At 73.5% G+C, this 26,343-nt stretch carries 24 protein-coding genes; 14 read left to right on the forward strand and 10 right to left on the reverse strand.

What is annotated here, in order from left to right:
- Positions 1-272: 272 nt before the first annotated feature.
- The gene (locus tag ACZ4IF_RS18530) at positions 273-1,484 is read right to left on the reverse strand and encodes a flavin-containing monooxygenase (protein WP_467564086.1); all 1,212 of its coding nucleotides are present in this window, start codon (positions 1,482-1,484) and stop codon (positions 273-275) included.
- Between the two features lie 260 nt (positions 1,485-1,744).
- On the opposite strand from ACZ4IF_RS18530, the gene ACZ4IF_RS18535 reads away from it, so the two are divergent.
- From ACZ4IF_RS18535 to ACZ4IF_RS18550, 4 genes are all read left to right on the forward strand, one after another.
- Complete coding sequence (locus ACZ4IF_RS18535) at positions 1,745-2,197, forward strand: DoxX family protein (RefSeq protein WP_467564088.1); 453 nt, start codon at positions 1,745-1,747, stop codon at positions 2,195-2,197.
- Between the two features lie 47 nt (positions 2,198-2,244).
- A complete protein-coding gene (locus tag ACZ4IF_RS18540; RefSeq protein ID WP_467564090.1) occupies positions 2,245-2,622 on the forward strand; it encodes a Zn-ribbon domain-containing OB-fold protein in 378 nt (125 codons plus the stop codon).
- Between the two features lie 277 nt (positions 2,623-2,899).
- Positions 2,900-3,523, forward strand: a complete 624-nt coding sequence (locus ACZ4IF_RS18545; RefSeq protein WP_467564092.1) for a GNAT family N-acetyltransferase — start codon at positions 2,900-2,902, stop codon at positions 3,521-3,523.
- 82 nt (positions 3,524-3,605) lie between these two features.
- Positions 3,606-4,511, forward strand: a complete 906-nt coding sequence (locus tag ACZ4IF_RS18550) for a GNAT family N-acetyltransferase (protein WP_467564094.1) — start codon at positions 3,606-3,608, stop codon at positions 4,509-4,511.
- Between the two features lie 54 nt (positions 4,512-4,565).
- Here the strand turns inward: ACZ4IF_RS18550 and ACZ4IF_RS18555 are convergent, their stop codons facing one another.
- Positions 4,566-5,225: a pyridoxal 5'-phosphate synthase gene (locus tag ACZ4IF_RS18555; RefSeq protein WP_467564096.1), complete on the reverse strand. Its 660-nt coding sequence runs from the start codon at positions 5,223-5,225 to the stop codon at positions 4,566-4,568.
- 198 nt (positions 5,226-5,423) lie between these two features.
- Between ACZ4IF_RS18555 and ACZ4IF_RS18560 the strand changes: the two genes are divergently transcribed.
- Complete coding sequence (locus ACZ4IF_RS18560) at positions 5,424-6,731, forward strand: COG1470 family protein (RefSeq protein ID WP_467564098.1); 1,308 nt, start codon at positions 5,424-5,426, stop codon at positions 6,729-6,731.
- 36 nt (positions 6,732-6,767) lie between these two features.
- On the opposite strand, the gene ACZ4IF_RS18565 is transcribed toward ACZ4IF_RS18560, so the two are convergent.
- Positions 6,768-7,937, reverse strand: coding sequence for a thiolase C-terminal domain-containing protein (locus ACZ4IF_RS18565; RefSeq protein WP_467564100.1), 1,170 nt, complete (start codon positions 7,935-7,937; stop codon positions 6,768-6,770).
- Positions 7,938-8,106: 169 nt separating this feature from the next.
- On the opposite strand from ACZ4IF_RS18565, the gene ACZ4IF_RS18570 reads away from it, so the two are divergent.
- Both ACZ4IF_RS18570 and ACZ4IF_RS18575 read left to right on the forward strand, forming a co-directional pair.
- Complete coding sequence (locus ACZ4IF_RS18570) at positions 8,107-9,321, forward strand: acyl-CoA dehydrogenase family protein (protein ID WP_467564102.1); 1,215 nt, start codon at positions 8,107-8,109, stop codon at positions 9,319-9,321.
- The gene (locus ACZ4IF_RS18575) at positions 9,318-9,872 is read left to right on the forward strand and encodes a nitroreductase family deazaflavin-dependent oxidoreductase (protein ID WP_467564104.1); all 555 of its coding nucleotides are present in this window, start codon (positions 9,318-9,320) and stop codon (positions 9,870-9,872) included. Before ACZ4IF_RS18570 ends, ACZ4IF_RS18575 begins: the two co-directional genes overlap by 4 nt.
- A 25-nt stretch (positions 9,873-9,897) precedes the next feature.
- On the opposite strand, the gene ACZ4IF_RS18580 is transcribed toward ACZ4IF_RS18575, so the two are convergent.
- Positions 9,898-10,512 carry a LysE family translocator gene (locus tag ACZ4IF_RS18580; RefSeq protein WP_467564106.1) on the reverse strand — a complete coding sequence of 205 codons (615 nt, stop codon included), beginning with the start codon at positions 10,510-10,512 and terminating at the stop codon, positions 9,898-9,900.
- 82 nt (positions 10,513-10,594) lie between these two features.
- Between ACZ4IF_RS18580 and ACZ4IF_RS18585 the strand changes: the two genes are divergently transcribed.
- On the forward strand, positions 10,595-11,047 hold the full coding sequence (locus ACZ4IF_RS18585; RefSeq protein WP_095935015.1) for an Lrp/AsnC family transcriptional regulator: 453 nt from the start codon (positions 10,595-10,597) through the stop codon (positions 11,045-11,047).
- A gap of 109 nt (positions 11,048-11,156) precedes the next feature.
- Here the strand turns inward: ACZ4IF_RS18585 and ACZ4IF_RS18590 are convergent, their stop codons facing one another.
- On the reverse strand, positions 11,157-11,804 hold the full coding sequence (locus tag ACZ4IF_RS18590) for a TetR family transcriptional regulator (RefSeq protein WP_467564108.1): 648 nt from the start codon (positions 11,802-11,804) through the stop codon (positions 11,157-11,159).
- A gap of 135 nt (positions 11,805-11,939) precedes the next feature.
- Between ACZ4IF_RS18590 and kbpA the strand changes: the two genes are divergently transcribed.
- Complete coding sequence (kbpA, locus tag ACZ4IF_RS18595) at positions 11,940-12,656, forward strand: AfsK-binding protein KbpA (protein ID WP_467564110.1); 717 nt, start codon at positions 11,940-11,942, stop codon at positions 12,654-12,656.
- Positions 12,657-12,879: 223 nt separating this feature from the next.
- Positions 12,880-15,204, forward strand: coding sequence for an outer membrane protein assembly factor BamB family protein (locus ACZ4IF_RS18600; RefSeq protein WP_467564112.1), 2,325 nt, complete (start codon positions 12,880-12,882; stop codon positions 15,202-15,204).
- Between the two features lie 136 nt (positions 15,205-15,340).
- Here the strand turns inward: ACZ4IF_RS18600 and ACZ4IF_RS18605 are convergent, their stop codons facing one another.
- From ACZ4IF_RS18605 to ACZ4IF_RS18615, 3 genes are read right to left on the reverse strand one after another with little or no spacing between them, the layout of a single operon-like run.
- Complete coding sequence (locus tag ACZ4IF_RS18605; protein WP_359488474.1) at positions 15,341-16,120, reverse strand: enoyl-CoA hydratase/isomerase family protein; 780 nt, start codon at positions 16,118-16,120, stop codon at positions 15,341-15,343.
- Positions 16,117-16,542 carry a Zn-ribbon domain-containing OB-fold protein gene (locus tag ACZ4IF_RS18610; RefSeq protein WP_359488891.1) on the reverse strand — a complete coding sequence of 142 codons (426 nt, stop codon included), beginning with the start codon at positions 16,540-16,542 and terminating at the stop codon, positions 16,117-16,119. Before ACZ4IF_RS18610 ends, ACZ4IF_RS18605 begins: the two co-directional genes overlap by 4 nt.
- A gap of 13 nt (positions 16,543-16,555) precedes the next feature.
- Positions 16,556-17,704, reverse strand: a complete 1,149-nt coding sequence (locus ACZ4IF_RS18615; protein ID WP_467564114.1) for a lipid-transfer protein — start codon at positions 17,702-17,704, stop codon at positions 16,556-16,558.
- 99 nt (positions 17,705-17,803) lie between these two features.
- Here ACZ4IF_RS18615 and ACZ4IF_RS18620 point away from each other — a divergent pair, with 99 nt between their 5' ends.
- Positions 17,804-19,402, forward strand: coding sequence for a FadD3 family acyl-CoA ligase (locus tag ACZ4IF_RS18620; protein WP_467564116.1), 1,599 nt, complete (start codon positions 17,804-17,806; stop codon positions 19,400-19,402).
- A 95-nt stretch (positions 19,403-19,497) separates the two neighbouring features.
- Here the strand turns inward: ACZ4IF_RS18620 and ACZ4IF_RS18625 are convergent, their stop codons facing one another.
- Together ACZ4IF_RS18625 and afsR are read right to left on the reverse strand one after the other, a co-directional pair.
- Positions 19,498-19,731 carry a sigma-like protein gene (locus tag ACZ4IF_RS18625; protein ID WP_095935009.1) on the reverse strand — a complete coding sequence of 78 codons (234 nt, stop codon included), beginning with the start codon at positions 19,729-19,731 and terminating at the stop codon, positions 19,498-19,500.
- A gap of 206 nt (positions 19,732-19,937) precedes the next feature.
- The gene (gene afsR, locus ACZ4IF_RS18630) at positions 19,938-22,886 is read right to left on the reverse strand and encodes an SARP-family global regulator AfsR (RefSeq protein WP_467564118.1); all 2,949 of its coding nucleotides are present in this window, start codon (positions 22,884-22,886) and stop codon (positions 19,938-19,940) included.
- Between the two features lie 226 nt (positions 22,887-23,112).
- On the opposite strand from afsR, the gene ACZ4IF_RS18635 reads away from it, so the two are divergent.
- The 3 genes from ACZ4IF_RS18635 (at position 23,113) to ACZ4IF_RS18645 (ending at position 26,272) form a co-directional block, all read left to right on the forward strand.
- Positions 23,113-24,372 carry an amidohydrolase family protein gene (locus tag ACZ4IF_RS18635; RefSeq protein WP_467564120.1) on the forward strand — a complete coding sequence of 420 codons (1,260 nt, stop codon included), beginning with the start codon at positions 23,113-23,115 and terminating at the stop codon, positions 24,370-24,372.
- Between the two features lie 93 nt (positions 24,373-24,465).
- On the forward strand, positions 24,466-25,407 hold the full coding sequence (locus tag ACZ4IF_RS18640; RefSeq protein WP_467564296.1) for an LLM class F420-dependent oxidoreductase: 942 nt from the start codon (positions 24,466-24,468) through the stop codon (positions 25,405-25,407).
- Positions 25,408-25,495: 88 nt separating this feature from the next.
- A complete protein-coding gene (locus ACZ4IF_RS18645; RefSeq protein ID WP_467564122.1) occupies positions 25,496-26,272 on the forward strand; it encodes an SDR family NAD(P)-dependent oxidoreductase in 777 nt (258 codons plus the stop codon).
- Positions 26,273-26,343: the final 71 nt, after the last annotated feature.

The raw sequence follows: 26,343 nt of genomic DNA on the forward strand, positions 1-26,343 counted from the left end.
CCGGAGCCGGAGCTGGGGCCGGAGTCGACACTGCTCGCCGCAGACCGGAACCGGAGCCGTGTAGTCGCACCTGGCACGCCGGACCGTGGCCGGCGCCGTGGCTGCGGCCGGAGCCGCACGCCGCAGACCCCCGGCGCGCCCGGCGAGCGAGGGGCGCGGTGTCGGTGCACGCGGGGAGTGGCCCCGGCGAGCCGCCGCGATGGCAGAGCGCCGGGCGCGGGAGCCGAGCGTCGGGTGCCCCACCGGGGCAGGGGCCGGGCGGGGTGCGCGGGTCAGCGGGCGGCGGGTGCGGATCCTCGCGCCGTGGCCGTGTGGCGGGCCACCGACTTGGCGATCTTCTGGGCGTCGAGGGCGAGTTCGCGGAACATGCCGCTGATGGGGTTGGTGAAGCCGGTGAAGTAGAGACCCCGGGCGTCCTTCGGGGAGCGGGCGCCGTGCACGACCGGGCGGCCGCGTGGGTCGAGCACACCGAGGTGACCCACGACGTCCTCCAGCGCGCGGACGTAACCGGTGGCCGCGATCACCGCGTCCGGACCGATCCGCTGCCCGTCGGCGAGGATCACCTTGCCGTCCTCGAAGCCGTCCACGGCGGCCACGATCTCCACCTTGCCCTTGCGGACGGCGTCGATGAGGCCGACGTCCTGGACGGGGATGGAGCCCTCGTTGACGCGGGAGTAGAGCCCGGTCCCGGGGCGGGGCAGCCCCTGGGCCGACAGGTCGGGGACGCTCAGCCTGGCCATCGGCCGGGCGAGTCGGTCCACCAGCCGCACCGGCAGCCTTCGGACCAGGATCCCGGTGAACTGCGCGGCCCACCCGGCGGTCGAGCGGCGCACGATGTGCGGTGCGGTGCGGACCGACAGGCGTACGCGGCGGGCGCCGCCCTCGACCAGGTCCACGGCGATCTCGGCGCCCGTGTTGCCGATGCCGACGACGAGGACGTCACGGCCGGCGTAGGGCGTGGGGTTGCGGTACTGCCCGGCGTGCAGCAGCTCGCCGGTGTAGTCGTCCCGGCCGGCCCAGTCGGGCAGGCGGGGTGTGTGGTTGTAGCCGGTGGCGACGACCACGGCGCTGCCGGTCAGCTCGCGTCCGCCGGTGGCGCGCAGCAGCCAGCCGTCGCCGCCCGGCGCGGGCTCGATGCGCGAGACCTCGACACCGGTGACGATCTCCAGCTGGTGGTGCTCGGCGTACTTCTCCAGGTAGCGCACCACGTCGTCGCGCGACACCCAGCGCCCGAAGGAGCGCGGCATGGGCAGCCCGGGCAGCGCGGACAGCCGCCGCGTGGTGTGCAGGTGCAGCCGGTCGTAGTGGCGCCGCCAGGAGGCGCCGACCTTGTCGGACTTCTCCAGCACGACGGCCCGTACGCCCTGGGCGCGCAGCGCGTACGCCGCCGCGAGTCCGCCGGGGCCGCCGCCGATCACGTACACGGGGCGGTCTTCGTGGGACGGCACCGTGCGGGCTGTCGAGGAAGCAGTCGAGTCGGCCATGAGCGCGAGCGTAATCACGACTTAGCTTGATAGGTCTCGGTCAAGACCGGAATCGGTTGCGAACTGATCACGGCTGTAGGAGGAGTGGGTGGGGCCGGTGGCGTAGACGGCCTCGTTGTGGCGGGGGTGTGGAGTGGGTGGCGGTGCCGCGCCGGTCCGGCGGACGGTGCGCCGGAGCCGGTGCACGCCTCTTGCGCGGTCCGCACGCTTGCGCTGAACTGACGTACCGTCAGATTTCGGCGGCGGCGGGAGGATCGGCCATGGACACCATCTGGCTCAGTGGCGCGGAATGGCTGGCCGTGCTCCGGATCGGACTCGGCCTGTGGTGGCTGGAGAGCTGGCGGCACAAGGACAGGAAGGGCTGGTTCGAGCGGGGCACCGGGATCGCCTGGGCGGCGGATGTCGCAGCCAAGCACCGCTGGAACGCCGTGCGCTCCGGCTTCGACGTGGTCGTCGGTCCGCGCCCGCGCACGATGGCGTACGTCGTCGTCTACGCCGAACTGGCCCTCGGACTCGGGCTGGTCAGCGGCCTTCTGACGCCGGTCGCGCTGGTCGGCGGACTCCTGCTGAACCTCCTCTACCTCGTCCTCATGATCCACGACTGGGCCGAGCAGGGGCAGAACTCGATGATGGCGCTGATCTCCCTGGTCGCCCTGTTCGGGATGTCGTGGCAGACGTGGTCGCTGGACGACGCGTTCGGGCTCTTCCGGTGAGCGGGGCGGAGAGCGGCGCGTCCGGCGCGCGGTTCGACCTTCCCGAGATGGACGCCTTCACCCGGCCGTACTGGGACGCTGCGGCCGAGGGCCGGCTGCTGCTGCGCCACTGCGCCGCCTGCGACCGGGCGCACCACTATCCCCGGGAGTTCTGCCCGCACTGCTGGAGCGAGGACGTCGCCTGGCGGCCCGCGAGCGGGCGCGCCACGCTCTACACCTGGTCCGTCGTGCACCGTAACGACCTCCCGCCCTTCGGCGGACGCGTGCCGTACACCGCCGCCGTCGTGGATCTCGCCGAGGGGCCGCGGATGATGACCGAGGTGGTCCAGTGCCTCCCCGCGGCCCTGCGGGTGGGGATGGAGCTGGAGGTGACGTTCCGGGACGCGGAGGCGGTGCGGGTGCCCGTGTTCCGGCCCCCGGTGTGAGCGGACCGCGACGGTGACGGCGACGGCGACGGCCCGGCACGGTCCTGGCCGCTGCCGTCGTGGCTGCCACGGTCCGGGTCGCGGCCGTCGCGACCGCCACGGAGCCGGTCGCCACGAATCCGATCGCCGCGGCCACGGGTGCCAGGACTCCGGTCACCACGGACCCGATCGCCGCGGCCACGGGTGCCAGGACCCGGTCACCGCGGACATGGCCGCACGGACCGGGATCCGAACAAACCCCACGACTCCGTGTGGAGCGAGGGGATTGAATGGCCCGATGAGCAACGTCCACCAGCAGTACGCAGTGAACCCCTTTCCCGAGCTGCGTGGTCACGGCCTGTGGCTGCGCCCCTGGGACGCGGAGTCCGACGCCGACGCCGCGTCGTGGCTCCGCGGGCTGTCCGACCCGGAGTTCCAGCGCTGGAACACGCCGCTCAAGTTCGTGCGGGACATCGACGCGGCCCGGGAGTCGCTGCGTTCGCGGGCCGAGAGCGCGCGGGAGGGCACCGGTGTCGCCTTCCGCGTCACCGACCCGGACACCGGGGACGCGCTCGGCCACATCGGCATCAACGCCATCGACCACGTGATGCGCCGCGCCATGGTCGGCTACTGGGTGCTCCCCGAGGCCCGCGGCCGGCACGTCGCCACCCGTGCCCTGCTCCTGGCCACCCGGTTCGCCTTCACCGAACTGGCCCTGCACCGCCTCGAACTGGACCACGCCGCCGGCCACGACGCCTCCTGCCACATCGCCGAACGCTGCGGCTACCGGTGCGAGGGCACGCTGCGCGGCGCGATGTTCGAGGCGGGCCGTCACGACGCCTTCCGTGACTGCCATCTGCACGCCCGCCTCACGACCGACCCGGAACCGGAGGTCCCGGACCTCGCGGAGGGCGCGCGCTGAGATCCCCCCGGGGGAGCCGTCGCTGCCGGGGGGCCGCGGAAATCCGGAGGCGGGACACGGCCGGCCCGCGGGACCATGGGGCATGGACCCCGCTTCCCGTTCCTCCGCCGCGTCCGCCGCGTCCCGCGACTGGCAGGTCACCCATGACCTGGACCGTTTCCTCGGGCAGGCAGGGGACTTCCTGCGCTCCGAGCCCGCGCTGCACACCGTGGCGCTGTCCGTGACGGCGGCCCTGCGCCGGCGCGGGCACCGGGCGTTCGGGCAGGAGGCGCCCGTCTTCGGATTCCTGGAGCGGGAGGGCGCCGTGCGGGCTGCCTTCTTCCGCACGCCGCCGTACGGGCTGAGCCTGACGCGGTTGTCCGCGCGGGACGCGGACGCGCTCGCCGCCCGGCTCGTCGACGAGCGGCACCGGCTGCCCGGCGTGAACGGGGACAGCGCCACCGCGGCCGCGTTCGCCGAGGCCTGGCAGCGGCGCACGGGAGCCGGCGCCGTGCTGCGCCGGAGCGAGCGGCTGTACCGCCTCGGCACGCTGACGGCGCCGGCGCCGGCACCGCCGGGCAGGGCGCGGGTCGCGACCGCGGCGGACCGGGACCAGGTCGCCCGGTGGTGCGCGGAGTTCGCCGAGGTCCTCGGCGAGGACGCCGACCGGGACCACGGGGCCTGGGCCGACGACCGCGCGGCCTACGGAGGGGTCACTCTCTGGGAGACCGACGACGGCAGGCCGCTCGCCATGGCGAGCGTGACCCCCCTGATCGCCGGACAGGTCCGCGTCGGTCCGGTCTACACCCCGCCGCAGCAGCGCGGCCGTGGCTACGCCGGCGCCGCCACCGCGGAGGTCAGCAGGGCCGCGCTGGACTCCGGCGCCGACGACGTACTGCTCTTCGCCGATCTCGCCAACCCGACCAGCACCGGGCTGTACCAGCGCATCGGCTACCGCGCCGTCGCCGACTTCGCGGTGTACGACTTCACGGCCGCGGCGACTGCCTGAGCCGCTCGGCGACGGTGCCCCCTGAGCCGTACGGCCGCGGCGGCCGCCCGGACCTCACGGCCACAGCAGTTCCTTCAGCCAGCCGCCCGAGGCCGTGCGGCGGTAGCGGAGGCGTACATGGCGGCGGCGGGCGTCGCCCTGGAAGAACTCCACCTCCTCGGGGCGGAGGCGGTACAGCGTCCAGGTGGGGGCCGGGGCGTCCGGCTCCCGGCGGGCCCGGTCCCAGGCGGCGTCGGACACGCGCTCCAGCTCCTCGTACGAGGGCAGTACGTCGCTCTGGCGGCCCACCAGTGCGGCGGCCAGCGCGCCGGTGGAGCGGGCGTGCAGGTCCGCCTGGCCCTCCTCGGGCGGTGCCGCCGTGACGGGCCCGCGCAGGCGGATCTGGCGGCCCTGGGCAGGCCAGTAGAAGCCGAGGGCCGCGTAGGGGCGCGACCCGAGCTGGCGTCCCTTGCGGCTCGTCGCGTGGCTCGCGAACGCCCAGCCGTCGGCGTCCGCGCCGTGCAGCATCACGGTCCGCACGTCCGGAAGTCCGTCCTCGTCCGCCGTCGCCAGCGACATGGTGTGCGGCTCGGGCTGACCGGCCGCCACCGCCTCCGCGAACCACCTCACGAAGAGGGGCAGCGGCTCCTCGGGCGCTTCGTCCGGCGCGAAGCCGGGCAGCTCGGTGTCCCACACCCGCAGCGACCTGAGCAGCTCATGAAGATCCGGTTCCATGCCTGTGAGTATCGCCCCCGTGTCCGGCGGCAGTAGGTTGGGCCGCCTGCCGGAGCTCAGCGAGGGGAAGGCGGGGGATCCGTGCGCGCGACCGAACCGGCCCTGTTCCGAAGGGCCCTGTCCGGGGCGGGCTCGCGCCGGCCGGTCCGGGGCCGCCGCGGGGGCGCGGTCCGCCCGGACGGCCGGGCCGTGAGGCGCGTGACCGCCGCCGTCCTCGGCGGCGCCGTGCTGCTGGGGCTCGCCGGGTGCGGCCCTCTGGAGAAGCCCCCGAAGCCGTCGCTCTCGGCGCCCGGGCTCTTCTACGTGCGCCCCACCGGCGACAAGTCCGGTCCCGAGGACAAGGAGCCGTACCACGTGACGGTCGGGAACGACACGGGAGCGGGCGCCCGCCGGCTGACCGTGGAGGTCCTGCCCGGCTCCGAGCACGCGGTCCGGCTGCGCCGGCACGGGCACTGCTCGGGCGACACCCTCCACGTCACCTGTGACGTGGACCCCTCCTACAACAACTGGGTGAACGGCGAACGCGTCCTGCCGGTCGCCGCCGAGGGCAGCAGGCCCGGCGACACCGGGACCGTCCGGGTCACCTATACGACGAAGGACGGGAAGGAACTCTCCGCCCGTACCCGGGTCGTGGTCGGGGAGCCCGTGGTCGAGGTGCGCACCGCAGCGCCGCTGGAGGACGTCCGCCCGGGTGCCGAGATCACCGCGCCGGTCGTCGTGCACAACGCCGGAGAGGTGCCGGTCGTCGGCCTCGGGCTCGAACTCGGCTCCGGGACACAGGAGTTCACGCGGCAGTATTCCAACTGCCGCTACCCGGAGACCCATCACGGGCACACCGCGGTCTGCCGGTTCCCCCGGCTGCGCATCGCCCCAGGGGAGACCGTCGTGCTGCGCCCGGCGCTGCGCATGCGCGCCTCGGCCGCGTCCATGTACGGCTACTTCACCCAGGAGGCCTGGGCGCTGGACATGGGACCGGGCCAGTACGGCAGCTGTCCCAAGGGCGGCGAGCCGGGCGACGGGCCGGCTCTGCGCGCCGAGGTCACCCGGGGCGGGCACGGCAGGTTCGCCCAGCGGACCGTGAGCACCGAGGTCCGCCTCGACACCCGCGCCGACTACGAACTCTCCGACGTCACGGTGCACGGCGACCCGGGGGACGAGCGCGGGGTGCGTCTCACCGTCCACAACGAAGGGCCCGGCGATCCCGGCCGGTCCGCCCGGCTGGTGTTCGAGCCCCCGCTCGGCTCCGGTGTGGTGGAGCAGCCCATGGAGGAGGTCGACGACGGCTACTTCGAGCCCTACTGCGAGGAGAAGGACTCCACATACACCTGTGACGTGGGCGAGCTCGCGCCGGGGAAGAGCCGTACCTTCGACTTCACGCTGCACCTCGGGGAACCCGCGACGGGCAGGGTCGCGCTGCGGACCGTCGAGGCGCCGGACGTGGGGCGGCCGGACCGCCGGGACCCGGACCCCACCGACGACTCGGCCCTGGTCACCGTCGCGCCCTGATCACCCGCCGGGCCCCGGCCGGACGCGCCGGGCCGCTCAGTCGCGCCCCAGCACCACCGTGCCCGAGGAACAGAACCAGCCACCGGTGCCGGAGGCGACGGCCAGCCGCGGCAACGTGCCGTCCCGGCGGCGCACCTGCCGCCCGTCCGCCTCCCCCCGGAGCTGTCGCACCGCCTCCACCAGCAGGAACAGGCCGCGCATGCCGGGATGCTGGGCCGACAGGCCGCCCCCGTCCGTGTTCACCGGCAGGTCGCCGGACAGGGTCAGCCGGCCCTTCTCGACGAAGGCGCCGCCCTCCCCCTTCGCGCAGAACCCGAGGTCCTCCAGCGTCACCAGCGTCATGTAGGTGAAGGCGTCGTAGATCTCGGCGAGGTCGATCTCCTCGGGACGGACGCCCGCCCGTCCGAAGGCGTGCCGCCCGCTGACCGACGCGGGCGAGACCGTGAAGTCCTCCCACTCCGACATGCTGGTGTGCGACACGTGCTCACCGGCGCCGAGGATCCAGACCGGTGCCGTGCGGCAGTCGCGCACGTACTCCTCGGCGGCCAGCAGGACCGCGGCGCCCCCGTCGGAGCGCAGGCAGCAGTGCAGCTTGGTGAAAGGGTCCGCGATCAGCGGCCCGTCCAGCACCTCGTCGACGGTGATCGGCTCCCGGAACATCGCCTCCGGGTTCGCCGCCGCGTTCGCCCGCGCCTGCACCGCCACCGACGCCAGCTGCTCGATCGTCGTGCCGTACGTGTGCATGTGCCGGCGGGCGGCCATCGCGTACTTGGCGATGAGCGTGTGGCCGTACGGAACCTCGAACTGGAGCGGACCGCGGGACCCGAACGACAGGTTCCCGGTGCGCCGGCCCGCCTTGATGTCGGCGCGAGCCGTGGAGCCGTACACGAGGAGGACGGCGTTGGCGTGACCTGCGGCGATCGCGTCGGCGGCGTGGGCGGCCATCACCTCCCAGGTGGAGCCGCCGACCGAGGTGGAGTCGACCCAGTCCGGGCGCAGTCCGAGGTATTCGGCCACCTCGGCCGGGGCGAGCGTGCCGAGGCCGGCGGAGGCGAAGCCGTCGACGAGGCCGCGGTCCAGACCCGCGTCGGCGAGGGCCCGTCGTGCGGCCTGGGCGTGCAGTGCGTACGGCGTCACGTCGTCCACGCGCCCGCAGTCCGAGAGGGACACGCCGACGACGGCGACTTTCCGGCTCCCTGGCGTCATGAATCTGACGGTACATCAGATCGGGTCGGGAAAGGGAGGTCGTCGCGGGCCTGTGCATTCGACCCCCTCCGTCCTAACATGACGGGCCGTCAGATGGGCCGTTCATGCAGGGCCCGTCGGATACGCGTGTCCCGTGAGGCCACGTGGCCGCCGCAGGAGGAGCCCGCCGATGGACGCCAGCTTCACCGCCGAACAGGACGAGATCCGCCGCACGCTCAGGGAGTTGCTGCACAAACGCTGCGGCCCGGAGGAGCTGCGCGCCGCCGTGGGCACACCCGCCGGGTACGACACGGCGCTCTGGGAGGCGTTCGGCCGGCAGCTGGGGCTGCCCGGACTCGCCCTCCCCGAGCGGTACGGCGGGGTCGGCTGCTCGGTGACCGAACTAGCCCTCGCCTGCGAGGAGTCGGGCCGGGTGCTGGCGCCCGGTCCGCTGCTCGCGACAGCGGTGATCGCCGCGCCGCTCGTCCTCGCCCTCGGCACCGAGGCGCAGCGCACGGCGCTGCTGCCCCGCCTCGCGTCCGGTGAACTGACCGCCGCACTCGCCGTGCCGGGCACGGCACTGGCGACGGCCCTCGGCCTGGTGGGAGACAACCGGGGCGACTGGTCCGGCGGCGGCCGGGCCGGCGGGGTGCAGGCGCGCCGGGCCGACGGCGTGTGGCGCCTGTACGGGCAGGCGGCACAGGTGCTCGACGGGCACAGCGCGGGGCTGCTCGTGGTGGCCGCGCACACGGGCGGGTTCGCCCGCTCGCGGACGCTGCTGTTCCTCGTCCGGGCGGGAGCGGAGGGACTCGTCCGCGTGCGGCAGACCGCACTGGACGAGACCCGGCCGCAGGCCCGCGTCGAACTGCGCGACGTGGAGGCCGAGTTGCTGGGCGGGGGCGAGGCCGGGAGCGAGCAGCGGGACGCGGCCGGCTCCGGGGTGCCGGGCGTGCTCGCCGCCGTAGGGAACACGGCCGCGGCCGTGCTGGCCGCCGAGGCCGTGGGCGCCGCGGACCGCGCCCTGGAACGGACCGTCGAGTACGTGCGCCAGCGGGAGCAGTTCGGGCGGGCCATCGGGTCGTTCCAGGTGGTCAAGCACCGGCTCGCGGACGTCTACGTGGCTGTGCAGGCGGCGCGCTCGGCGGCGTACTACGCGGCCTGGGCCGCGGCGAAGGGGGAACGGGTGGGGCCCCTGGCCCTCGCGCAGGCCCTGGAAGCACTGCGCACCGCGGCGGCGGAGGGGATCCAACTGCACGGCGGCATCGGGTTCACCTGGGAGCACGACGCCCACCTGTACTTCAAGCGGGCGTCCGGCGACGAGCTGCTCTTCGGGCCCGTGCACCGGCTGCGCGGGCATGCGGCGGACGCGGCACGGCTCTTCGACGGCGGGGAGGTGTCGGTATGACGGCCCAGGGGCAGGGGCAGGGGCAGGGGCAGGGGCAGGGGCAGGGGCGGGGACCGCGCCGGGTCCCCGGCGTCCGGCTGGTGCAGAAAGTGTCCTCGACCCGCGCCTTCGCCCGGGTCGCGCCGCACGTCGTGCCCGCCCTCGACCGGGCCGTGCACCGGCTGACCCGGGGGAAGGTGCTGCTCAGCGCGCAGATGCTGCCGGGGGTCGTGCTCATCGCCCGCGGCGCCCGGAGCGGGCTGGAGCGGCGTACTCCGCTGGCGTGCATGCCGGAGGGGCCCGGCCCCGACACGTGGCTTCTCATCGGGTCCAACTTCGGCCGCGCCGGCCACCCCGCCTGGACCGCCAACCTGCTCGCCCGTCCCGACGCCGTGATCAGCTGGAAGGGTGAGGACATCCCCGTGGCCGCCCGGCTGCTGGCGGGGGAGGAGCGGGCCGCGGCCTGGAAGGCGGCGCTGGCGTTCTGGCCGCCGTACGCCACCTACCAGGCGCGGGTCGACCGGGAGATCCGGCTGTTCCGGATCGAGCGCCGCCGCCCGCCCGCGCGCTGACAGCGCCCGCCGGCGGGGCCCGGCGTCACAGCGTGGCCAGGCGCTCCACCAGCAGGAACCCGCCGATGCCGAGCATCGCGGCGCCGGAGGTGCGGGCCACCGCACGGGCCGCTGCGGGTCGGGCCCGCAGCACGGCCCGGGCCAGCAGACCGACGGTGAGATAGACGGCGGCGCAGGCGGCCATGTGGACGGTCCCGAGCAGGCCGGTCTGCGCGGCCACCGGAACCCCGCCCGGCCGCAGGAACTGCGGCAGCACAGAGAGGTAGAGCAGCAGGCCCTTGGGGTTGAGACCGCTGATGGCGGACCCGCGCAGAAACGTGCGCAGCGGCGGCGCCGCGGGGGCGTCCTGGGCCGCTCCCGGCGTCGCCGGCCTGCGCAGCACGCCCCAGCCCAGCCACAGCAGGTAGCCCGCCCCCGCCACCGTCAGCCCGGTGAGGAGCGCGGGCGACCCCGCGACCAGCACCGCGAGCCCGGCCGTCGCGAGCAGTGTGTGCAGCGCGTACCCGGCGACGAGCCCGGAGACGGCGGGCAGCACCGAGCCCCGCAGCCCCGCCGAGATCGCGTACGCCCAGTCGGCGCCCGGCACGCACACCAGCAGCAGATCCACGGCCAGAAACGCCGTGACCAGTCCCCAATCCATAAGAGGGACATTAGGCGCGATCGCCCCAAAGGTGTTTTCGAAGTTTGCTCATGATCGCGCCTTTGGGGGAAGAATCTGCCTCATGGACGCCGTGGACCAGAAGATTCTTGCCGAGCTCCAGCAGGACGGCCGGCTCACCGTCACCGAGCTGGCCGCCCGGGTGCGGCTGAGCGTCTCGCCCTGTCACCGGCGGCTGCGCGAGCTGGAGCGGTCCGGTGCCATCCGGGGCTATCGCGCGGTCGTGGACCCCGCCGCCGTCGGTCTGACCTTCGAGGCACTGGTCTTCGTCTCCATGCGCCAGGAGGACCGGGACACCGTCGCCGACTTCGAGCGGGCGCTGGCGGACATTCCCCACGTCCTGGACGCGCAACGGCTCTTCGGGGAGCCGGACTACCTGCTGCGGGTCGCGACCGCCGACCTCGCGGCCTTCCAGCGGCTCTACGACGACCGGCTGGCGACGCTGCCGGGCGTGCAGCGGCTGACGTCGACGCTCGTGATGAAGCACGTCGTCACGGACCGCCCGCTGCCCTCGTAGCGGCCGGCACGGGGACGCGCACAGCGCAGCGGGCGGCAGTCCACACCGGTGGACTGCCGCCCGCATGACAGGAATTGAGCAGGGGATCCGAGCAAGAAAAGAGGAGGCGCTACTTCGTCGGCTTCTTCCCGGTCACGCCGAGGTGCACCAACAGCGCCAGGTTCGGCTTGAGTTCGGCCTGCTTGACGCCCCAGGACTGGAAGCCCTTCTGGTGCGAGGCCACCGCCGCGAGCATGGCGACGAGGGAGCCGGCCATCGCCGCCGGGTTCACGTCCTTGTCGACCTTGCCCTTGGACTGGAGCTCGGTGACCGTGTCCGTAAGGGAGTTGTTCACGGAGTTCAGGATCTTCATGCGGATCTTGTAGAACCGCTTGTCGCCCTCGGCGGCGCCGAGGTCGACGACTCGCAGGATCGCGTCGTTCTTGCGCCAGAACTCCAGGAAGCCGTCCACGAGCTCCTGGGCGGTCTGCCAGCCGGCCTTGCCGACCCACGAACGTCCTTGGAGCAACTGGGTCAACGCCGCGCCCTCCGCGGCCATTTGCTCGGCGATCTCCAGGACGGCGCCTTCGACGTCCGGGAAGTACTGGTAGAAGGTCGCCGGCGACGTGCCCGCCTTCCGGGCGACATCAATGACTTTGACGTCCCGGTAGGGCGAGGAGCTGAGCATCTCGCTGAGGCAGTCGAGCAGCTTCTGCCGGGTCGCCTGCCCACGCCGTCCGGCCACGCGGCCGTCGACGGTACGCACTTGTCCTGTCATGCCGTCAGCTTACCGAGGGGTGATCGGAGCGCGATTCGGCCGAGTGCAAATGGGGTGCGGGGGCCCGCCACGGGAGTTCACGGGGGTGGGCGCGCCCGCTCTGCGGGATGCGGGGAGGGCCGTTAGCTTGGCCGCATGGCCGAATCAGCCGTTTTCTCCGAGGGCGTGCCCTGCTGGGTCGACGCGCAGCTCCCCGACGTGGACGCGGGCAAGCGCTTCTACGGCGAGCTCTTCGGCTGGACCTTCGCCGAGGGGTACGGCCCGGCCGGCTGGGCCCGCCTCCGCGGCGAGGCCGTCGCGGCCCTCGCGCCCAAGCGGGACGGCCGGATGCCCACGGTGTGGACGGTCTACTTCGCGGCGCCCGACGTCACCGCCCTCTCCCGCCAGGTCATGGAGGCGGGCGGGCGGCTCATCACCGCCCCCGAGCCGGTCGACACCCTGGGCACCGCCGCCCTGGCGACCGACCCCGAAGGCGCCGTGTTCGGCCTGTGGCAGACCGGCACGCACCCCGGCTTCGGGCGGCGCCACGAGCCCGGCTCCTTCTGCTGGGCCGAGCTGTACGCCCGGGACACCACGACCGTCGACCGGTTCTACGGATCCCTCTTCCACGACGCCCTCTTCGGCCCCGACGCCACCCCCGATTTCGGCCGGGCCCCGGTCTCCGACGTCTTCCCGGCCGAAATGCCACCCCACTTCCTCGTCCACTTCGGGGTCGAGGACTGCGACGCGGCGCTGCGGACGGTGGGCCGGCTCGGCGGCCGTGTCCAGGCCGCGCCCTTCGAGGCCTCGTACGGGCGGGTGGCGGTGGTCACGGACAACCAGGGGGCCTCCTTCGCCGTACTGGAGAGGTGAATCGGCCACCGGTCGCGGGCGGCTCGGCGGTCCACCAGCGGAAAACCCTGCCCCTTTGTCCTGATAGATCATGAGACACCCCGATTCGCCCCCTGGTTCGCAACCTTTGGCTCGGCCAGGAAGAATCGGGGTGCGTGCCGCCATGGCGGTGCGGTGGTGAGACGCTGCACGGGGTCGCGTTCATACGTGGACGGCGCGGCCCGTACGGGGAGGTGGCAGGCAAGTGGTGGATCAGCTGACGCAGCACGATCCGCGGCGGATCGGGCCGTTCGAGGTGCTGGGGCGGCTCGGTGCCGGCGGCATGGGGCTGGTCTATCTCGCGCGCTCGGCGTCCGGCCGGCGCGTGGCGATCAAGACGGTCAGGACGGAACTCGCCGAGGACCAGCTGTTCCGGGTCCGCTTCTCGCGCGAGGTCGAGGCGGCCCGCGCCGTGTCCGGCTTCTACACGGCGGCCGTCGTGGACGCCGACGCGCGCGCCGCGGTGCCCTGGCTGGCCACGGCCTACGTGCCCGCGCCCTCGCTCGAAGAAATAGTGAACGAGTGCGGGCCGCTCCCGGCCCAGGCGGTGCGCTGGCTGGCGGCGGGCGTCGCGGAGGCCCTCCAGTCCATCCACGGCGCGGGTCTCGTCCACCGCGACCTCAAGCCCTCCAACGTCCTGGTCGTCGAGGACGGGCCGCGTGTGATCGACTTCGGCATCGCGTCCGGCGTCTCGAACACCCGCCTGACCATGACGAACGTCGCCGTCGGCACACCTGCCTACATGTCGCCCGAGCAGGCCAAGGACTCCCGCAGCGTCACCGGCGCGAGCGATGTCTTCTCGCTCGGCTCGATGCTCGTCTTCGCCGCCACCGGCCACGCCCCCTTCCACGGCGCGAACCCCGTCGAGACGGTCTTCATGCTGCTGCGCGAGGGCCCGGACCTGGAGGGGCTGCCCGACGAGCTGCGCCCCCTCATCGAGTCCTGCATGCAGATGGAGGCCACGGCACGCCCGAACCCCGCCGACCTCCAGGCCCAGCTGGCCCCCCATCTCTTCGGCTCCGGCTCCGACGACAGCGGTACGGCGTCGGCCTGGCTGCCCGAGCGGGCGGTGGGCCTCATCGAGACGCGCCGCGGGGGCCGTCCGGCCCCCAAGCCCGCCACCGGCGGCGGACGCAGCGCAGGGGGCCGCTCCGCCGTGCCCGCGCCGCCCTCGCACGCCCCCGTGCCCGTCGGGGCGCCCGACACCGGCCCGGTGCGCCTCGCGGGCGCCCAGGTGCCCATCGGCCCCGGGCCGCGCGTCGCCGACGCCCGTGCCGCCGCCGTCAAGGCGCCGCCTCCGGAGGCGGGCCTGGCCGCCTCCTGGTCCCGGCCGCACGCCGGGGTGAACGGCGCCGACCCCGTGCCCGCCGTGGCGCCGGCCCCGCCCGCCGAGTCGGCCTCGGGCTGGCGGCCCTGGCGCTTCCGCATGTCCAACGACGTGTGGGGGACGCCCGCGGTCGCCGACGACCTGGTCTACGTCACCTCCTTCGAGGTCCACGCGCTGGACGTGGCCACCGGACGCCGCCGGTTCAAGACCCGGGACGTGGCCTGGTCCATGGCGGTCGCCGACGGCCGTATCCACGCCTCGGACGGGCCCACGCTGTTCGCGCTCGACGCCCGCGAGGGCGGCGATCTGTGGCGCCTGTCGACGGACGCCTGGGTGTACTCCCTCAAGGCGGACCGGGGCACCGTCGTCACCGGCACCCGCGGCGGCGGCGTACAGGCGTGGGAGGCCTCCAGCGGCCAGAAGCTGTGGGAGATCACCGGCGCCCAGACCGACTTCGAGTCCCCGGAGGCCGGACCGGCCCTCCACGACGGCACGGTCTACGTCTGGAAGGACGCGCGGCTGCGCGCGCTGGAGGCGCGCACCGGTGAGGAGCGCTGGTCCTACCCGGTCGGCGACGCGGCCTCCTGCGGCGGCGTACCGGTCCGGATCACCCAGGCCCCCGACGGCTACGTCTACGTCTGCGCCGGCACCCGCGTGCTCGCCGTCGACGTGGCCGGCGGACACGTCCGCTGGCACTTCGAGGCCCCGGCGGTCTTCCTCTGCCCGCCGACCTTCGCCCCCGGCCCCGCGGTCACCGGGGGCGGCGTCTACCTCGCCGACTACCTCGGCACGGTCTACGCCCTCGACGCCACCGACGGCCGCGACCGCTGGCGCATCGCCACCGAGTCCCGGGCCTCCGTCGAGCCGGTGCTCGTCGCCGCCGGCCACGTCCACGTCGGCAGCGGCAAGGGCCTCTACACGCTCGACGCCGTCACCGGTACGCCCAAGTGGCGGTTCCAGGCGGGCGGCGACCTGGTGGGTGCCCCGGCGGTGGCCGAGGGCCGGATCCACTTCGGCTCCACCGACCATCTGCTGTACACCCTGAAGGCCGACGACGGCCGGCTGCGCTGGAAGCTCGCCACGGGCGGCGAGATCACCGGTGCCCCGGTGGTCAGGGACGGGGTCGTCTACGCCTGCAGCAAGGACCGCTGCGTGTACGCCCTGGACGCGGAGAAGGGGACGGGCACGGCCCGCACGACGTAGCGCGCGCCGGGCCCGGCGGACGGTGACGGCCGTCGTGCCGGGCACGGAAGGGAGTCCGGACGGCGGCCGTCGCAGCAGACGCTACGCCCGGTCCGGGAACCCCGCCACGCGACGCCGACTCCCCCTGGGGGAAGGGCTAGCGCAGCCGGAACCCGGGCCGTCGTCCGGTGAACAGCCCCGCCTGCCGTTCCGTCGGCAGATTGCCGAGCGAGACGAGCTGCGGGGCGTGCGCGAGGGCCTGCGCGCGGGCCGCCTCCTTGGTGAGCCACAGCGCCCGTACGGTCCCCTGCACGGCCTCGGGCGGATACGAGGCGATGACGGCGGCGCACTCGACGGCCGCGTCCAGCGCGGCACCGGGCGGGGTGAGTTCGGACACCAGCCCCACCTCGTGGGCCCGCCGCGCCGAGATCCGTTCGGCGGTCCCCATCAGTGCCATCCGCGCCACCTCGCCGAACGGCATCCGCTGCGCCATGTGGACGGACTCGTAGGCGCTGACCATTCCGTAGGTGGTGTGCGGGTCGAAGAAGGTCGCCGTCTCGTCCGCGACCACGAACTCCGCCTCGCCCAGCAGGTAGAAGGCGCCGCCGCAGGCCATTCCGTTGACGGCGGCGATCACCGGCTTCCACAGGTCGTTGGCCTTCGGCCCGATGGTGAGGAGGGGGTCGTCCACCATGAACGGGGAGCCCGGCTGCGGCACCGCCGCGTCCCGGTCGATCCCGGTGCTGAAGGCCCGCTCCCCGGCGCCGGTGACGACGACGGCCCGCACGCCGTCGTCGTAGCGGAAGTCCCGCCAGGCAGCGGCGAGTTCGGCGGCGGTGCCGAGGTCGATGGCGTTGAGCCGGGCGGGCCGGTCGATGGTGACGACGGCGACACCGGTGTCCTTGTCGGCGCTGACGCGCAGTCCGCCGCCGCTCATGGCCGCTCCAGGACCCAGCGGGGCACGGACACCCCGTCGACCTCGGTGAAGACCGCCTGCACCCGTGCGCCGATCCGCAGCCGCTGCGCGGGGACGGAGTTCAGCGGGGCGTCGGGGGCGGTCACCAGATTGCCCACGAGACGGATCCGCGGGGCGTCCGCGAGCTCCACCACGATCGCGTTGTACGGCGCCTGTTCGGCGTAGGCGGGCAGCAGCGGGGGGTGCGGGACGACGTACGACCACACGCGCCCCCGGCCGCTCATCCTGCGCCATTCGCTCGCGAAGGAGTGGCAGTGCGGGCAGCAGGGGCGGGGCGGGAAGCGGAGTTCGCCGCAGTCGGCGCAGGCCTGGACGCGCAGTTCACCGTGTGCGGCGTACCGCCAGAAGGGGGCGCCGTCGTCGTCGGGCACGGGGGAGAGCAGGCTGTCGGACATCTCAGCTCCTCAGCAGAAGGGCGGAGGTCGGGACGCCTTCCCCCGCGGTGACCAGGCAGGTCGCCGCCCCGGGCACCTGTGCGGTGCTCGTGCCGCGCAGCTGCTTCACCCCTTCGTTGATGAGGTTGAAGCCGTGCACGTACGCCTCGCTGAGTCCGCCTCCGCCGGTGTTGACCGGCAGCCGTCCGCCGATCTCCAGCGCGCCGCCCTCCGTGAACGCGGCGCCCTCGCCCCGCGCGCAGAATCCGTAGCCCTCCAGGGAGAGCGGTATGAGTGGGGTGAAGGCGTCGTAGATCTGCGCCACGTCGACGTCCTCGGGAGTGAAGTCGGCGTGTTTCCACAGGTGTCGGGCGGCCGTCCAGGCGGGCCCGGTGAGCGGGTCGTCGTTCCAGTAGTTGACCATCCCGTGGTGCTGGGCGGGCAGGCCCTGGGCGGCGGAGTGGACGTAGACGGGCCGGGTGCGGCAGTCGCGGGCGCGTTCGGCGGACACCAGGACGCAGGCCAGCGCGCCGTCGGTCTCCAGACAGTTGTCGAAGAGGCAGAGCGGTTCGCTGATCCACCGGGAGGTCATGTACATCTCGCGGGTGAGCGGGCGTTCGTACATGATCGCGGCGGGGTTCTGGTTGGCGCGGTTGCGGCAGGCGAGGGCGACGTTGAAGAGGTGGTCGCGGGTGGCGCCGTACTCGTGCATGTACCGGCGGGCGAGCATGCCGATCTCGTCGGCGGGGCGCAGGAGTCCGAAGGGGCGGGTCCACTGCGCCGGGGTGGGGAGCTGGACGGTGGTGTTCTTCCACGGGCGGGGGCCGGAGCCGCGTTTGCGTGACCGCCAGGCGACGCCGACGGTGGCCTGCCCGGCGGCGATGGCGGCGGCCAGGTGCGCGACCGTGGCGCAGGAACCGCCGCCCCCGTAACCGACCTTGCTGAAGAAGGTGAGGTCGCCGAGGCCGACCGCCTTGGCGACCTCCACCTCGTCCGTCTCCTCCATGGTGTAGGAGGCGAGTCCGTCGACCTCCGAGGCCGCGATGCCGGCGTCGTCGAGGGCGGCGAGGATCGCCCGGCAGGCCAGGGCCTTCTCGGACTCCGGGAGGCGTTTGGCGAAGGGGGTCTGCCCGATCCCGACGACGGCTGTGGCGTCCTTGATCCCCGGCATGGGTGCACCTCCGCACAAGGTCCCGGCTGCTGACAGGGCGTCAGGCTACAGCTAATCTGACGGACAGTCAGCTAGTGATGTGCGGGCGGGAGGTACGCGATGCGCGGTGACCTGGAGTGGACGAGCGTCCCGGGGCTGGTGCGGTCGGCCACGGAGCGCTTCGCGGACCGCGAGGCGGTCGTCGACGGCCGCACCCGCGTCTCGTACGAGGAACTGGGCGCCCGGGTCGAACGCGCGACGGCCGCCTGCATGGCGAACGGGGTGGAGCCCGGCGACCGGGTCGCCGTCTGGGCGCCCAACACCCTCGACTGGATCGTCTCCGCCCTCGGCGCCGTAGGCGCCGGTGCCGTCCTCGTCCCCCTCAACACCCGTTTCAAGGGTGCGGAAGCGGCCTACGTCCTGGCCCGTAGCCGCGCGAAACTGCTGTTCGTCACGGGCACCTTCCTGGGCACCTCGTACGTGGCGTCGCTGCGCCGGGCCGCCGGGGAGGGCCCCGGATCCGGTCCGCTCCCGGGCCTGCCGCACCTGGAGCAGGTGGTGGTCCTCGCGGACGACGCCCCCGCCGACTTCCGTACCTGGAAGGACTTCCTGGCCGAGGGCGAAGGCGTGGGCCGGGACGACGTACGACGGCGCGAGGACGCCCTCTCCGGCGCGTCGCCCTCCGACATCGTCTTCACCTCGGGCACGACCGGCCGCCCCAAGGGCGCGCTGATCACCCACGCGCAGACGCTGCGCGGCTACGCGATCTGGAGCGACCTCGCGGGCCTGCGCGAGGGCGACCGCTATCTGATCGTCAACCCGTTCTTCCACACCTTCGGCTACAAGGCCGGGATCATCGCCTGTCTGATGCGCGGCGCGACCATGGTCCCGCAGTCCGTGTTCGACGTGGACACCGTGCTGGCGAACATCGCCGCGGAGCGCATCTCCGTCCTCCCGGGCCCGCCCACCCTCCACCAGTCCCTGCTGGACCACCCGTCCCGGGACACCCACGACCTCTCCGCCCTGCGCCTGGTGGTGACGGGCGCGGCCGTCGTCCCGCTGCGCCTGGTGGAACGGCTGAAGTCGGAGCTGCGGATCGACACGGTGCTGACGGCCTATGGTCTCTCCGAGGCCAGCGGCATCGTCACCATGTGCCGCCGGGGCGACGCCGCGCCGGTGATCGCCGCCACCTCGGGCCGGGCCATCCCGGGCAGCGAGGTGCGGGTCGTGGACACCGCGGGAGGCACTGTCGGGCCCGGCACGCCCGGAGAGGTCCTGGTCCGCGGATTCAACGTGATGCAGGGCTACTTCGAGGATCCGGAGGCCACCGCCGCGGTCCTGGACCCGGACGGCTGGCTCCGCACGGGGGACGTCGGCGTCCTCGACGAGGCGGGCAACCTCCGCATCACCGACCGGATCAAGGACATGTTCATCGTCGGCGGCTTCAACGCGTACCCCGCGGAGATAGAGCAGCTCCTCGGCCTGCACCCGGACGTGGCGGACGTCGCCGTGATCGGTGTCCCCGACGGCCGCCTCGGCGAGGTGGGCAAGGCCTACGTGGTCCGCCGCGCGGACTCCACACTGACCTCCGACGACCTCATCGCCTGGTCCCGCCGCGAGATGGCCAACTACAAGGTCCCGCGCGCGGTGGAGTTCGTGGCCCAGCTGCCGCGCAACGCGAGCGGGAAGGTGGTCAAGGGGGAGCTGCGGGGCCGCTGACGGACGAGCGGGCCGGCCGGCGTCGTGCGGACATGCCTCGGCCGCGACGGCTCCCCCTCCGCGCCGCCGCGGCCGATCCCCGTTCCAGGCAGTCCTCAGTCGCGGCGCAGCGCCGGCGGCACGGGAGCGTGGCTGTCCATCGTGGTCACGCCGTCCTTGGCCGGCGGGGCCGGGGCGTGGCTGTCCATCGTGGTCACGGCGTCCTCGCCGGGCACGGGCGCGTGGCTGTCGTCCGTGGTGGCGACGGGGTCCTTGGCCGGCGGAGCGGGCGCGTGGCTGTCCATCGTGGTGGCGTCCGTGAGGTCGTCGGTCTTCTTCTCGTCGCTCATGGCTGGGCCCTCCCGTGAAGTTGAAGGTGTGCTGTGGGGAACGCCCGTTCGGCAACTCCCCCGTGGGTCGCCGAACGGGCGTTCCAGGGCCGCTCACCCTACAAGTGGGGCCCACGCCGATCCGTCTGCCCCCCGACGCGACGGGTCGATGCACTGAGACTGGCAGCCGCCCATAAACGTTCGATGAACGCCGTCCGGGGTGCGGCTCAGGCGGCGGCGACGGGGCTGAGCAGAGCGCGCAGTTCGTCGGCCTCGGGGGCGCTCGCCTCCTCGTGGATGGTGAGCGCCTCGTTCCAGCAGGCGCGTGCCCGGTCCACCTGCCCGAGACCCTGCAACGACCGCCCGAGGAGGGTGAGGACATTGGCGCGCATCCAGTCGCCGCCGATGCAGCCGGTGCTGAGGGCCTGTTCGGCGTGCTGGGCCGCCTTGCCGAGACCGCGGCCCGCCAGGTGCACCTGCGCGATGCGGAAGTGCGTGGTGCCCTCCCACAGGCGCTGCCGGTTCTCGACGAAGATGGCGAGCGCCTGGGTGAGTTGCTGCAGTGCCTCGACGTGGCGCCCGGCGTGGCCGAACGCGATCCCGAGCGCGTAGCGGGCGTTGGCGAGCCGGACGGTCAGGCCCAGCTCGTCGTAGATCGCGATGCCCTGCTGGGCCAGCTCGATGCCCGCCGCGGTGCGGTTCATGGAGACCAGCACCCGGGAGAGGTTGCACAGGGCGCTCGCCTCGCCGGGACGGTTGCCGTCGGCGCGGAAGCTGTCGATCGCCTTGAGCAGGTGCGCCTCGCCGGCGGCGTGCTCGTTGCGGCAGATGGCGATGATGCCGAGTTCGTTGGGCGCGTTGCCGCTGGTCCAGGGGTCCATGGCCGCCCTGCCGAGGACGACGGCCCGGTCGGCCTCGGCGGCCGCCTCGTCGAAGCGTCCCGCGGTGCTGAGCACCTGGGTGAGCGTGACCCGGGCGCGCCCCGCCGCGTGGGCGTCGTCGAGGGCCTCCGCGGCGTCCCGGGCGGCCCTGGTCGCCGCCTCGTACGTCAGGGAGCTGGCCCCCGATTCCGCGAGGTCCTTGGAGGCGAGCAGGAGATCGACCCCCCGGCGCAGCGTGTCCGGGCCGAGCGACTGCTGGACGAACGCCAGGATGCAGGCCGCCTCCGCGTGCAGCCAGTCCAGTGCCTTGCCGTCGTCGGCGAACTCCTGCCCCTGCTGGCGGGTCACCTCGAGATGGTCCACGGTCCGGTCGCCGGGGCGTTCGATGGCGTAGACCGCCGTGGCCGAGGCCAGGTAGAAGTCCAGCAGCCGCGACATCGCCGCGGCGCGTTCGCTCGGCGGCTGTTCGTCGCGCTCGGCGCAGGCACGCGCGTAGAGCCGTACGAGGTCGTGGTAGCGGTAGCGGCCGGGGGCCGCGGACTCCAGGAGCGAGGTGTCGACGAGGGACTCCAGGAGGTCCTCGGTGTCCTCGACGCCCAGGTCGAGCACGGCGGCCGCCGCGGGCAGCGAGATGTCCGGGCCGTCGGCCAGGCCCAGCAGCCGGAAGGCACGGGCCTGGGCGGGCTCCAGCTGGCCGTAGCCGAGTTCGAAGGTCGCCTTGACGGCGAGGTCGCCCGCCTGGAGCTCGTCCAGCCGGCGCCGCTCGTCGGCGAGCTTGGCGGCCAGGACGGACACGGTCCAGGTGCGGCGGGCGGCCAGCCGGGAGGCGGCGATGCGGATGGCCAGAGGGAGGAAGCCGCATGCGGCGACCACGTCCAGGGCGGCCTCCCGCTCGGACGCCACCCGCTCCGCGCCGACGATCTTCGTGAAGAGCTGGAGGGCTTCCTCGGGGGACATCACGTCGAGGTCCACGAGGTGCGCGCCCGCGAGGTCGACCATCCGCACCCGGGAGGTCACCAGCGCCGCGCAGCCCTCGGTGCCGGGCAGCAGCGGACGCACCTGTGCGGCATCCCTCGCGTTGTCCAGCAGGACGAGCACGCGACGTCCGTCCAGCACGGAGCGGTAGAGGGCGGCCCGTTCCTCCAGGGAGTCGGGGATCGCAGAGTCGGCGGTGCCCAGCGCCCGCAGGAAGGCCCCGAGCACGGTCTCGGGTTCGGCGGAGCGTGCGCCGGCGCCCTGGAGGTCCACGTACAGCTGACCGTCGGGGAAGGCCCCGCGGGACTGGTGCGCGACGTGCACGGCGAGGGTGGTCTTGCCCACGCCGCCGATCCCGGCGAGCGCGGAGACCGCCATCACGCTGCCCTCCGCGGAGGTGGCGGAGGCCAGGACCTCGCTGAGCTCCTGGACGAAGGAGGCGCGGCCGGTGAAGTCGGTGACGGTGGCCGGCAGCTGGGCGGGGCGCACCGGTGCCGCGGCGGGCTCGGCGGCCGGGGCGGACGGCTCGGCGAGGCCGGGGTCGGCCTGGAGGATGCGCTGCTGGAGCTCCTTCAGGCCCGCCCGCGGGTCCACGCCCAGCTCGTCGGCGAGCAGGCGCCGGGTGTCCGCGTACACCGCGAGGGCCTCGGCCTGGCGGCCGCTGCGGTAGAGCGCGAGCATCAGCAGTTCGCGCAGCCGTTCGCGCAGCGGGTGCGCGGCCGTCAGGGCGGTCAGCTCCGAGACGGCCTCCGCGTGGCAGCCCTGCTCCAGGTCCATGTCGAGGCAGGACTCCAGGAGTTGCAGCCGCCATTCGTCGAGCCGTGCCCGCTGGGTCTCCGCGTACGGGCCGGGCACGCTCGCGAGCGCCTCGCCGTCCCAGTGGCCGAGCGCGTCCCGGAGCAGTTCGCGGGCGCGGCACAGGTCTCCGCCACCGCGGGCCTTCTCCGCGTCGGCGGCCAGTTCCTGGGCACGGGCGAGGTCCAGCGCCCCGTCGCCGAGGGACCGGATGGCGTATCCGCCGGACTCGCTGACCAGGACCTCGGTTCCCAGGGCCTTCCTGAGCCGTGACGCGTAGGTGCGGACGGCGGCCAGTGCCTGGGAGGGGGGTTCGTCACCCCAGAGGGCGTCGATGAGTTCGGATGCCGTGGCCGTGCGGCCCTCGCGCAGCAGCAGGGCCGCCAGCAGGGCGCGTTGTTGTGGTGACCCGGCGGGCAGGGCGTCGTCCCCGCGCCAGGCGCGCACCGGTCCGAGCACGCTGAAGCGCAACGCCGCCGATCCCTCGGGACGCCGCTGCTCCGGTACCCGCGGCACACCGACCATCGCTGTCCCCCTGCCGAACCGTCAGTACAACGAGGCCAGTTTGCCTTGTTCATGGCGGATGCGTCAGCCGTGGGAGACGGCTGTCACAGGGCGCCGGACGGGACACCACAAGGTCCTCACACAGTCTCCTCACATGTCCGCACACAATCGCCCAGTCCACGGGCGGCTGCACCGGCGGTCGGGCAGAGAGCTGACGGGTCGTCAGATCAGCGCTACCGTGGGCCGTATGGAGACCACGCAGAGCAAGGCGGGCCCTTCGGTGACCTCCGAAACGCCCTTCCCGAAGATCATCTCGGTGGACGACCACACGGTGGAGCCCCCCGACGTCTGGCGCGACAGGCTCCCGGCCAGGTACCAGGACACCGGCCCCCGCATCGTCCGGGCGCCGCTGAAGGAGATGACGTTCCTCGGCGGGAAGTTCGCCCCGGTGATGGGCGCCCCGGGCGACGACGGTCCGGTCGGCGACTGGTGGGTGTACGAGGACCTGCACCGCCCGCTCACCCGGCTCGACACGGCCGTCGGGTACTCCCGCGACGAGATCAGGCTCGAAGTCATCACGTACGAGCAGATGCGACCAGGCTCGTACGACGTGCCCCGGCGCCTGGCCGACATGGACGTCAATCATGTCCAGTCCGCTCTCTGCTTCCCCACGTTCCCGCGCTTCTGCGGCCAGACGTTCACCGAGGCCAAGGACCGTGAGCTGGCTCTTCTCGCGGTGAAGGCCTACAACGACTGGATGGTGGAGGAATGGTGCGGACCGCGGGCCGCGGGCCGCCTCATACCGCTGACCCTCATTCCGCTGTGGGACGCCGAACTTGCGGCGGAAGAAGTACGGCGCAATGCGGCCCGTGGCGTACGCGCGGTGGCCTTCTCCGAGATCCCTCCCCATCTGGGGCTGCCCTCCGTCCACACCGACGCCTGGGACCCCTTCCTCGCCGCGTGCGACGAGACCGGCACGGTCGTCGCCATGCACATCGGCTCCTCCAGCCGCATGCCCTCGACCTCCGCCGACGCCCCGCCCGCCGTCGGCTCCACCATCACCTTCGCCAACTGCTGCTTCTCGATGGTGGACTGGCTGATGAGCGGCAAGTTCGAGCGCTTCCCGAACCTGAAGGTCATGTACGCGGAGGGGCAGATCGGCTGGATCCCCTACATCCTCGAACGGGCCGACGTGGTGTGGGAGGAGAACCGGGGCTGGGGCGGTGTCGCGGACAAGGTGCACCGGCCGCCGTCCGAGCTGTTCGCCGACCATGTGTACGGCTGCTTCTTCGACGACGCCTTCGGCCTGCGGAACCTGGACGCGATCGGCGTCGGCAACGTCCTGTACGAGACGGACTACCCGCACTCGGACTCCACCTGGCCGAAGTCCCGGGAGGTCGGCGAGGCGCAGATGGCCCATCTCGCCCCCGAGGTCGTCGAGCGGATCGTGCGGCGCAACGCGATCGACCTGCTGGGGCTCACGGAGGACGGCCTCTGGGCGCCCTGAATACCGGCCCGCCTCTTGTCTGACGATCCGTCAGCTACGACGATGGGCGGCAGCCCGAGCGACATGACGGATCGTCAGATGGGAGGGCGTGCCATGCAGGTGCTGCCCGAAGGACGACTGGCGTACGGGATGCAGCTCCCGGTCCAGTCGCAGAGCACGCTCTACGCGGAGGCGTGGGAGGCCTCGGCGGGCCCGGCCGACCTCGTCGAGATCGCCCGCAGTGCCGACCGCGCCGGTTTCGACTACATCGCGAGCTGCGACCACGTCGCCATCCCGCGCCGCCTCGCCGGGGCGATGAGCACCATCTGGTACGACCCCGTCGCCACCCTCGCGCACCTGGCGGCCGTGACGGAGCGGGTCCGGCTGCTCAGCCATGTCGCGATCGTCGGACTGCGGCATCCGCTCGTCACGGCCAAGCAGTACGCGACCCTCGACCACCTGTCCGGCGGCCGGCTCGTGCTCGGGGTGGGCGCCGGGCACGTGCGCGAGGAGTTCGACGCGGTCGGGGCCGACTTCGAGCGGCGCGGAGCGGTGCTCGACGAGACCGTGGACGCGCTGCGTGCCGCCCTCGGTCCCGAGGAGTTCCCCGTCCACCACGGCAAGCTGTACGACTTCGAGGGACTCGGGCAGCGGCCGAGGCCGGCCCAGGGCCGGGTGCCCGTGTGGGTCGGCGGCTCCTCGCCCGCCGCCGTGCGCCGTGCCGCGCTCCGCGGCGACGGCTGGCTGCCGCAGGGCGACCCGCGCGACCGGCTGCCCGCGCAGATCGCCCGGCTCGGCGAGCTGCGCGCGCAGGCGGGCGTCGAGGACCCGCTGACCGTCGGCGCGATCACCGAGCCGCTGTACGTCGGCGAGCCGGGCTGGGACGTCGGGCGGCGCACCCTGCACGGATCGCCCGAGGTGCTCGCCGAGTCGCTGCGGGCGTACCGCGCGATGGGTGTGCACCAGATACAGGTGCGCTTCCGCAGCCGCAGCCGCGGCGAGCTCACCGACCAGATGGCCGCGTTCGGCGCGCAGGTCGGGCCCCTCCTCGGCTGAGGCGGGGCACGGTTTCGGACCCAGGAGGTGCGGCCGGGCCCGCCCTCGCCCGCACCCACCCCAACCAGGCAGAGCAGGGAGACACGGCATGGGCAAGCTGGACGGACGCGTCGTCATCGTCACCGGCGCGGCGCGCGGACAGGGTGAGCAGGAGGCGCGGCTCTTCGTGGCGGAGGGCGCTCGGGTCGTCCTCGCCGACGTGCTGGACGACCAGGGCGAGACCCTCGCCAAGGAGATCGGGGCCCGCTACGTCCACCTCGACGTGAGCAGCGAGGACGACTGGCGCGCGGCCACGGCCGCCGCGAAGGACGCGTACGGACGCGTCGACGGGCTCGTCAACAACGCCGGCATCCTGCGCTTCAACGAACTGGTCGACACGCCCCTCGACGAGTTCCAGCAGATCGTGCAGGTCAATCAGGTCGGGGTGTTCCTCGGCATCAAGACCGTCGCGCCGGAGATCGCCGCCGCGGGCGGCGGCACGATCGTGAACACGGCCTCGTACACGGGACTCACCGGCATGGCGTGGGTGGGCGCGTACGCGGCGACCAAGCACGCCATCGTCGGGCTGACCCGGGTGGCCGCCCTGGAGCTCGCGGCCAAGGGGATACGGGTCAACGCGGTGTGCCCCGGCGCCGTCGACACCGCCATGAGCAACCCCGCCCAGCTCGACCCGGGCGCGGACCCCGAGGAGACCTCCGCCGCCCTCGACGCGCTGTACCGCAAGCTCGTGCCGCTGGGGCGCGTCGGGCGGCCGGAGGAGGTGGCCCGGCTGGCCCTGTTCCTGACCGGCGAGGACTCGTCCTACATCACCGGGCAGCCGTTCGTGATCGACGGGGGATGGCTGGCCGGCGTCAGCGTCATCTGACGCGTCGTCAGCTATTGACGGCTCAAGGGCGCGGTGCAACAGTCGGCGCATTGGATCTGACGATCTGTCAG

The sequence above is a fragment of the Streptomyces sp. NPDC025784 genome (assembly GCF_055558435.1).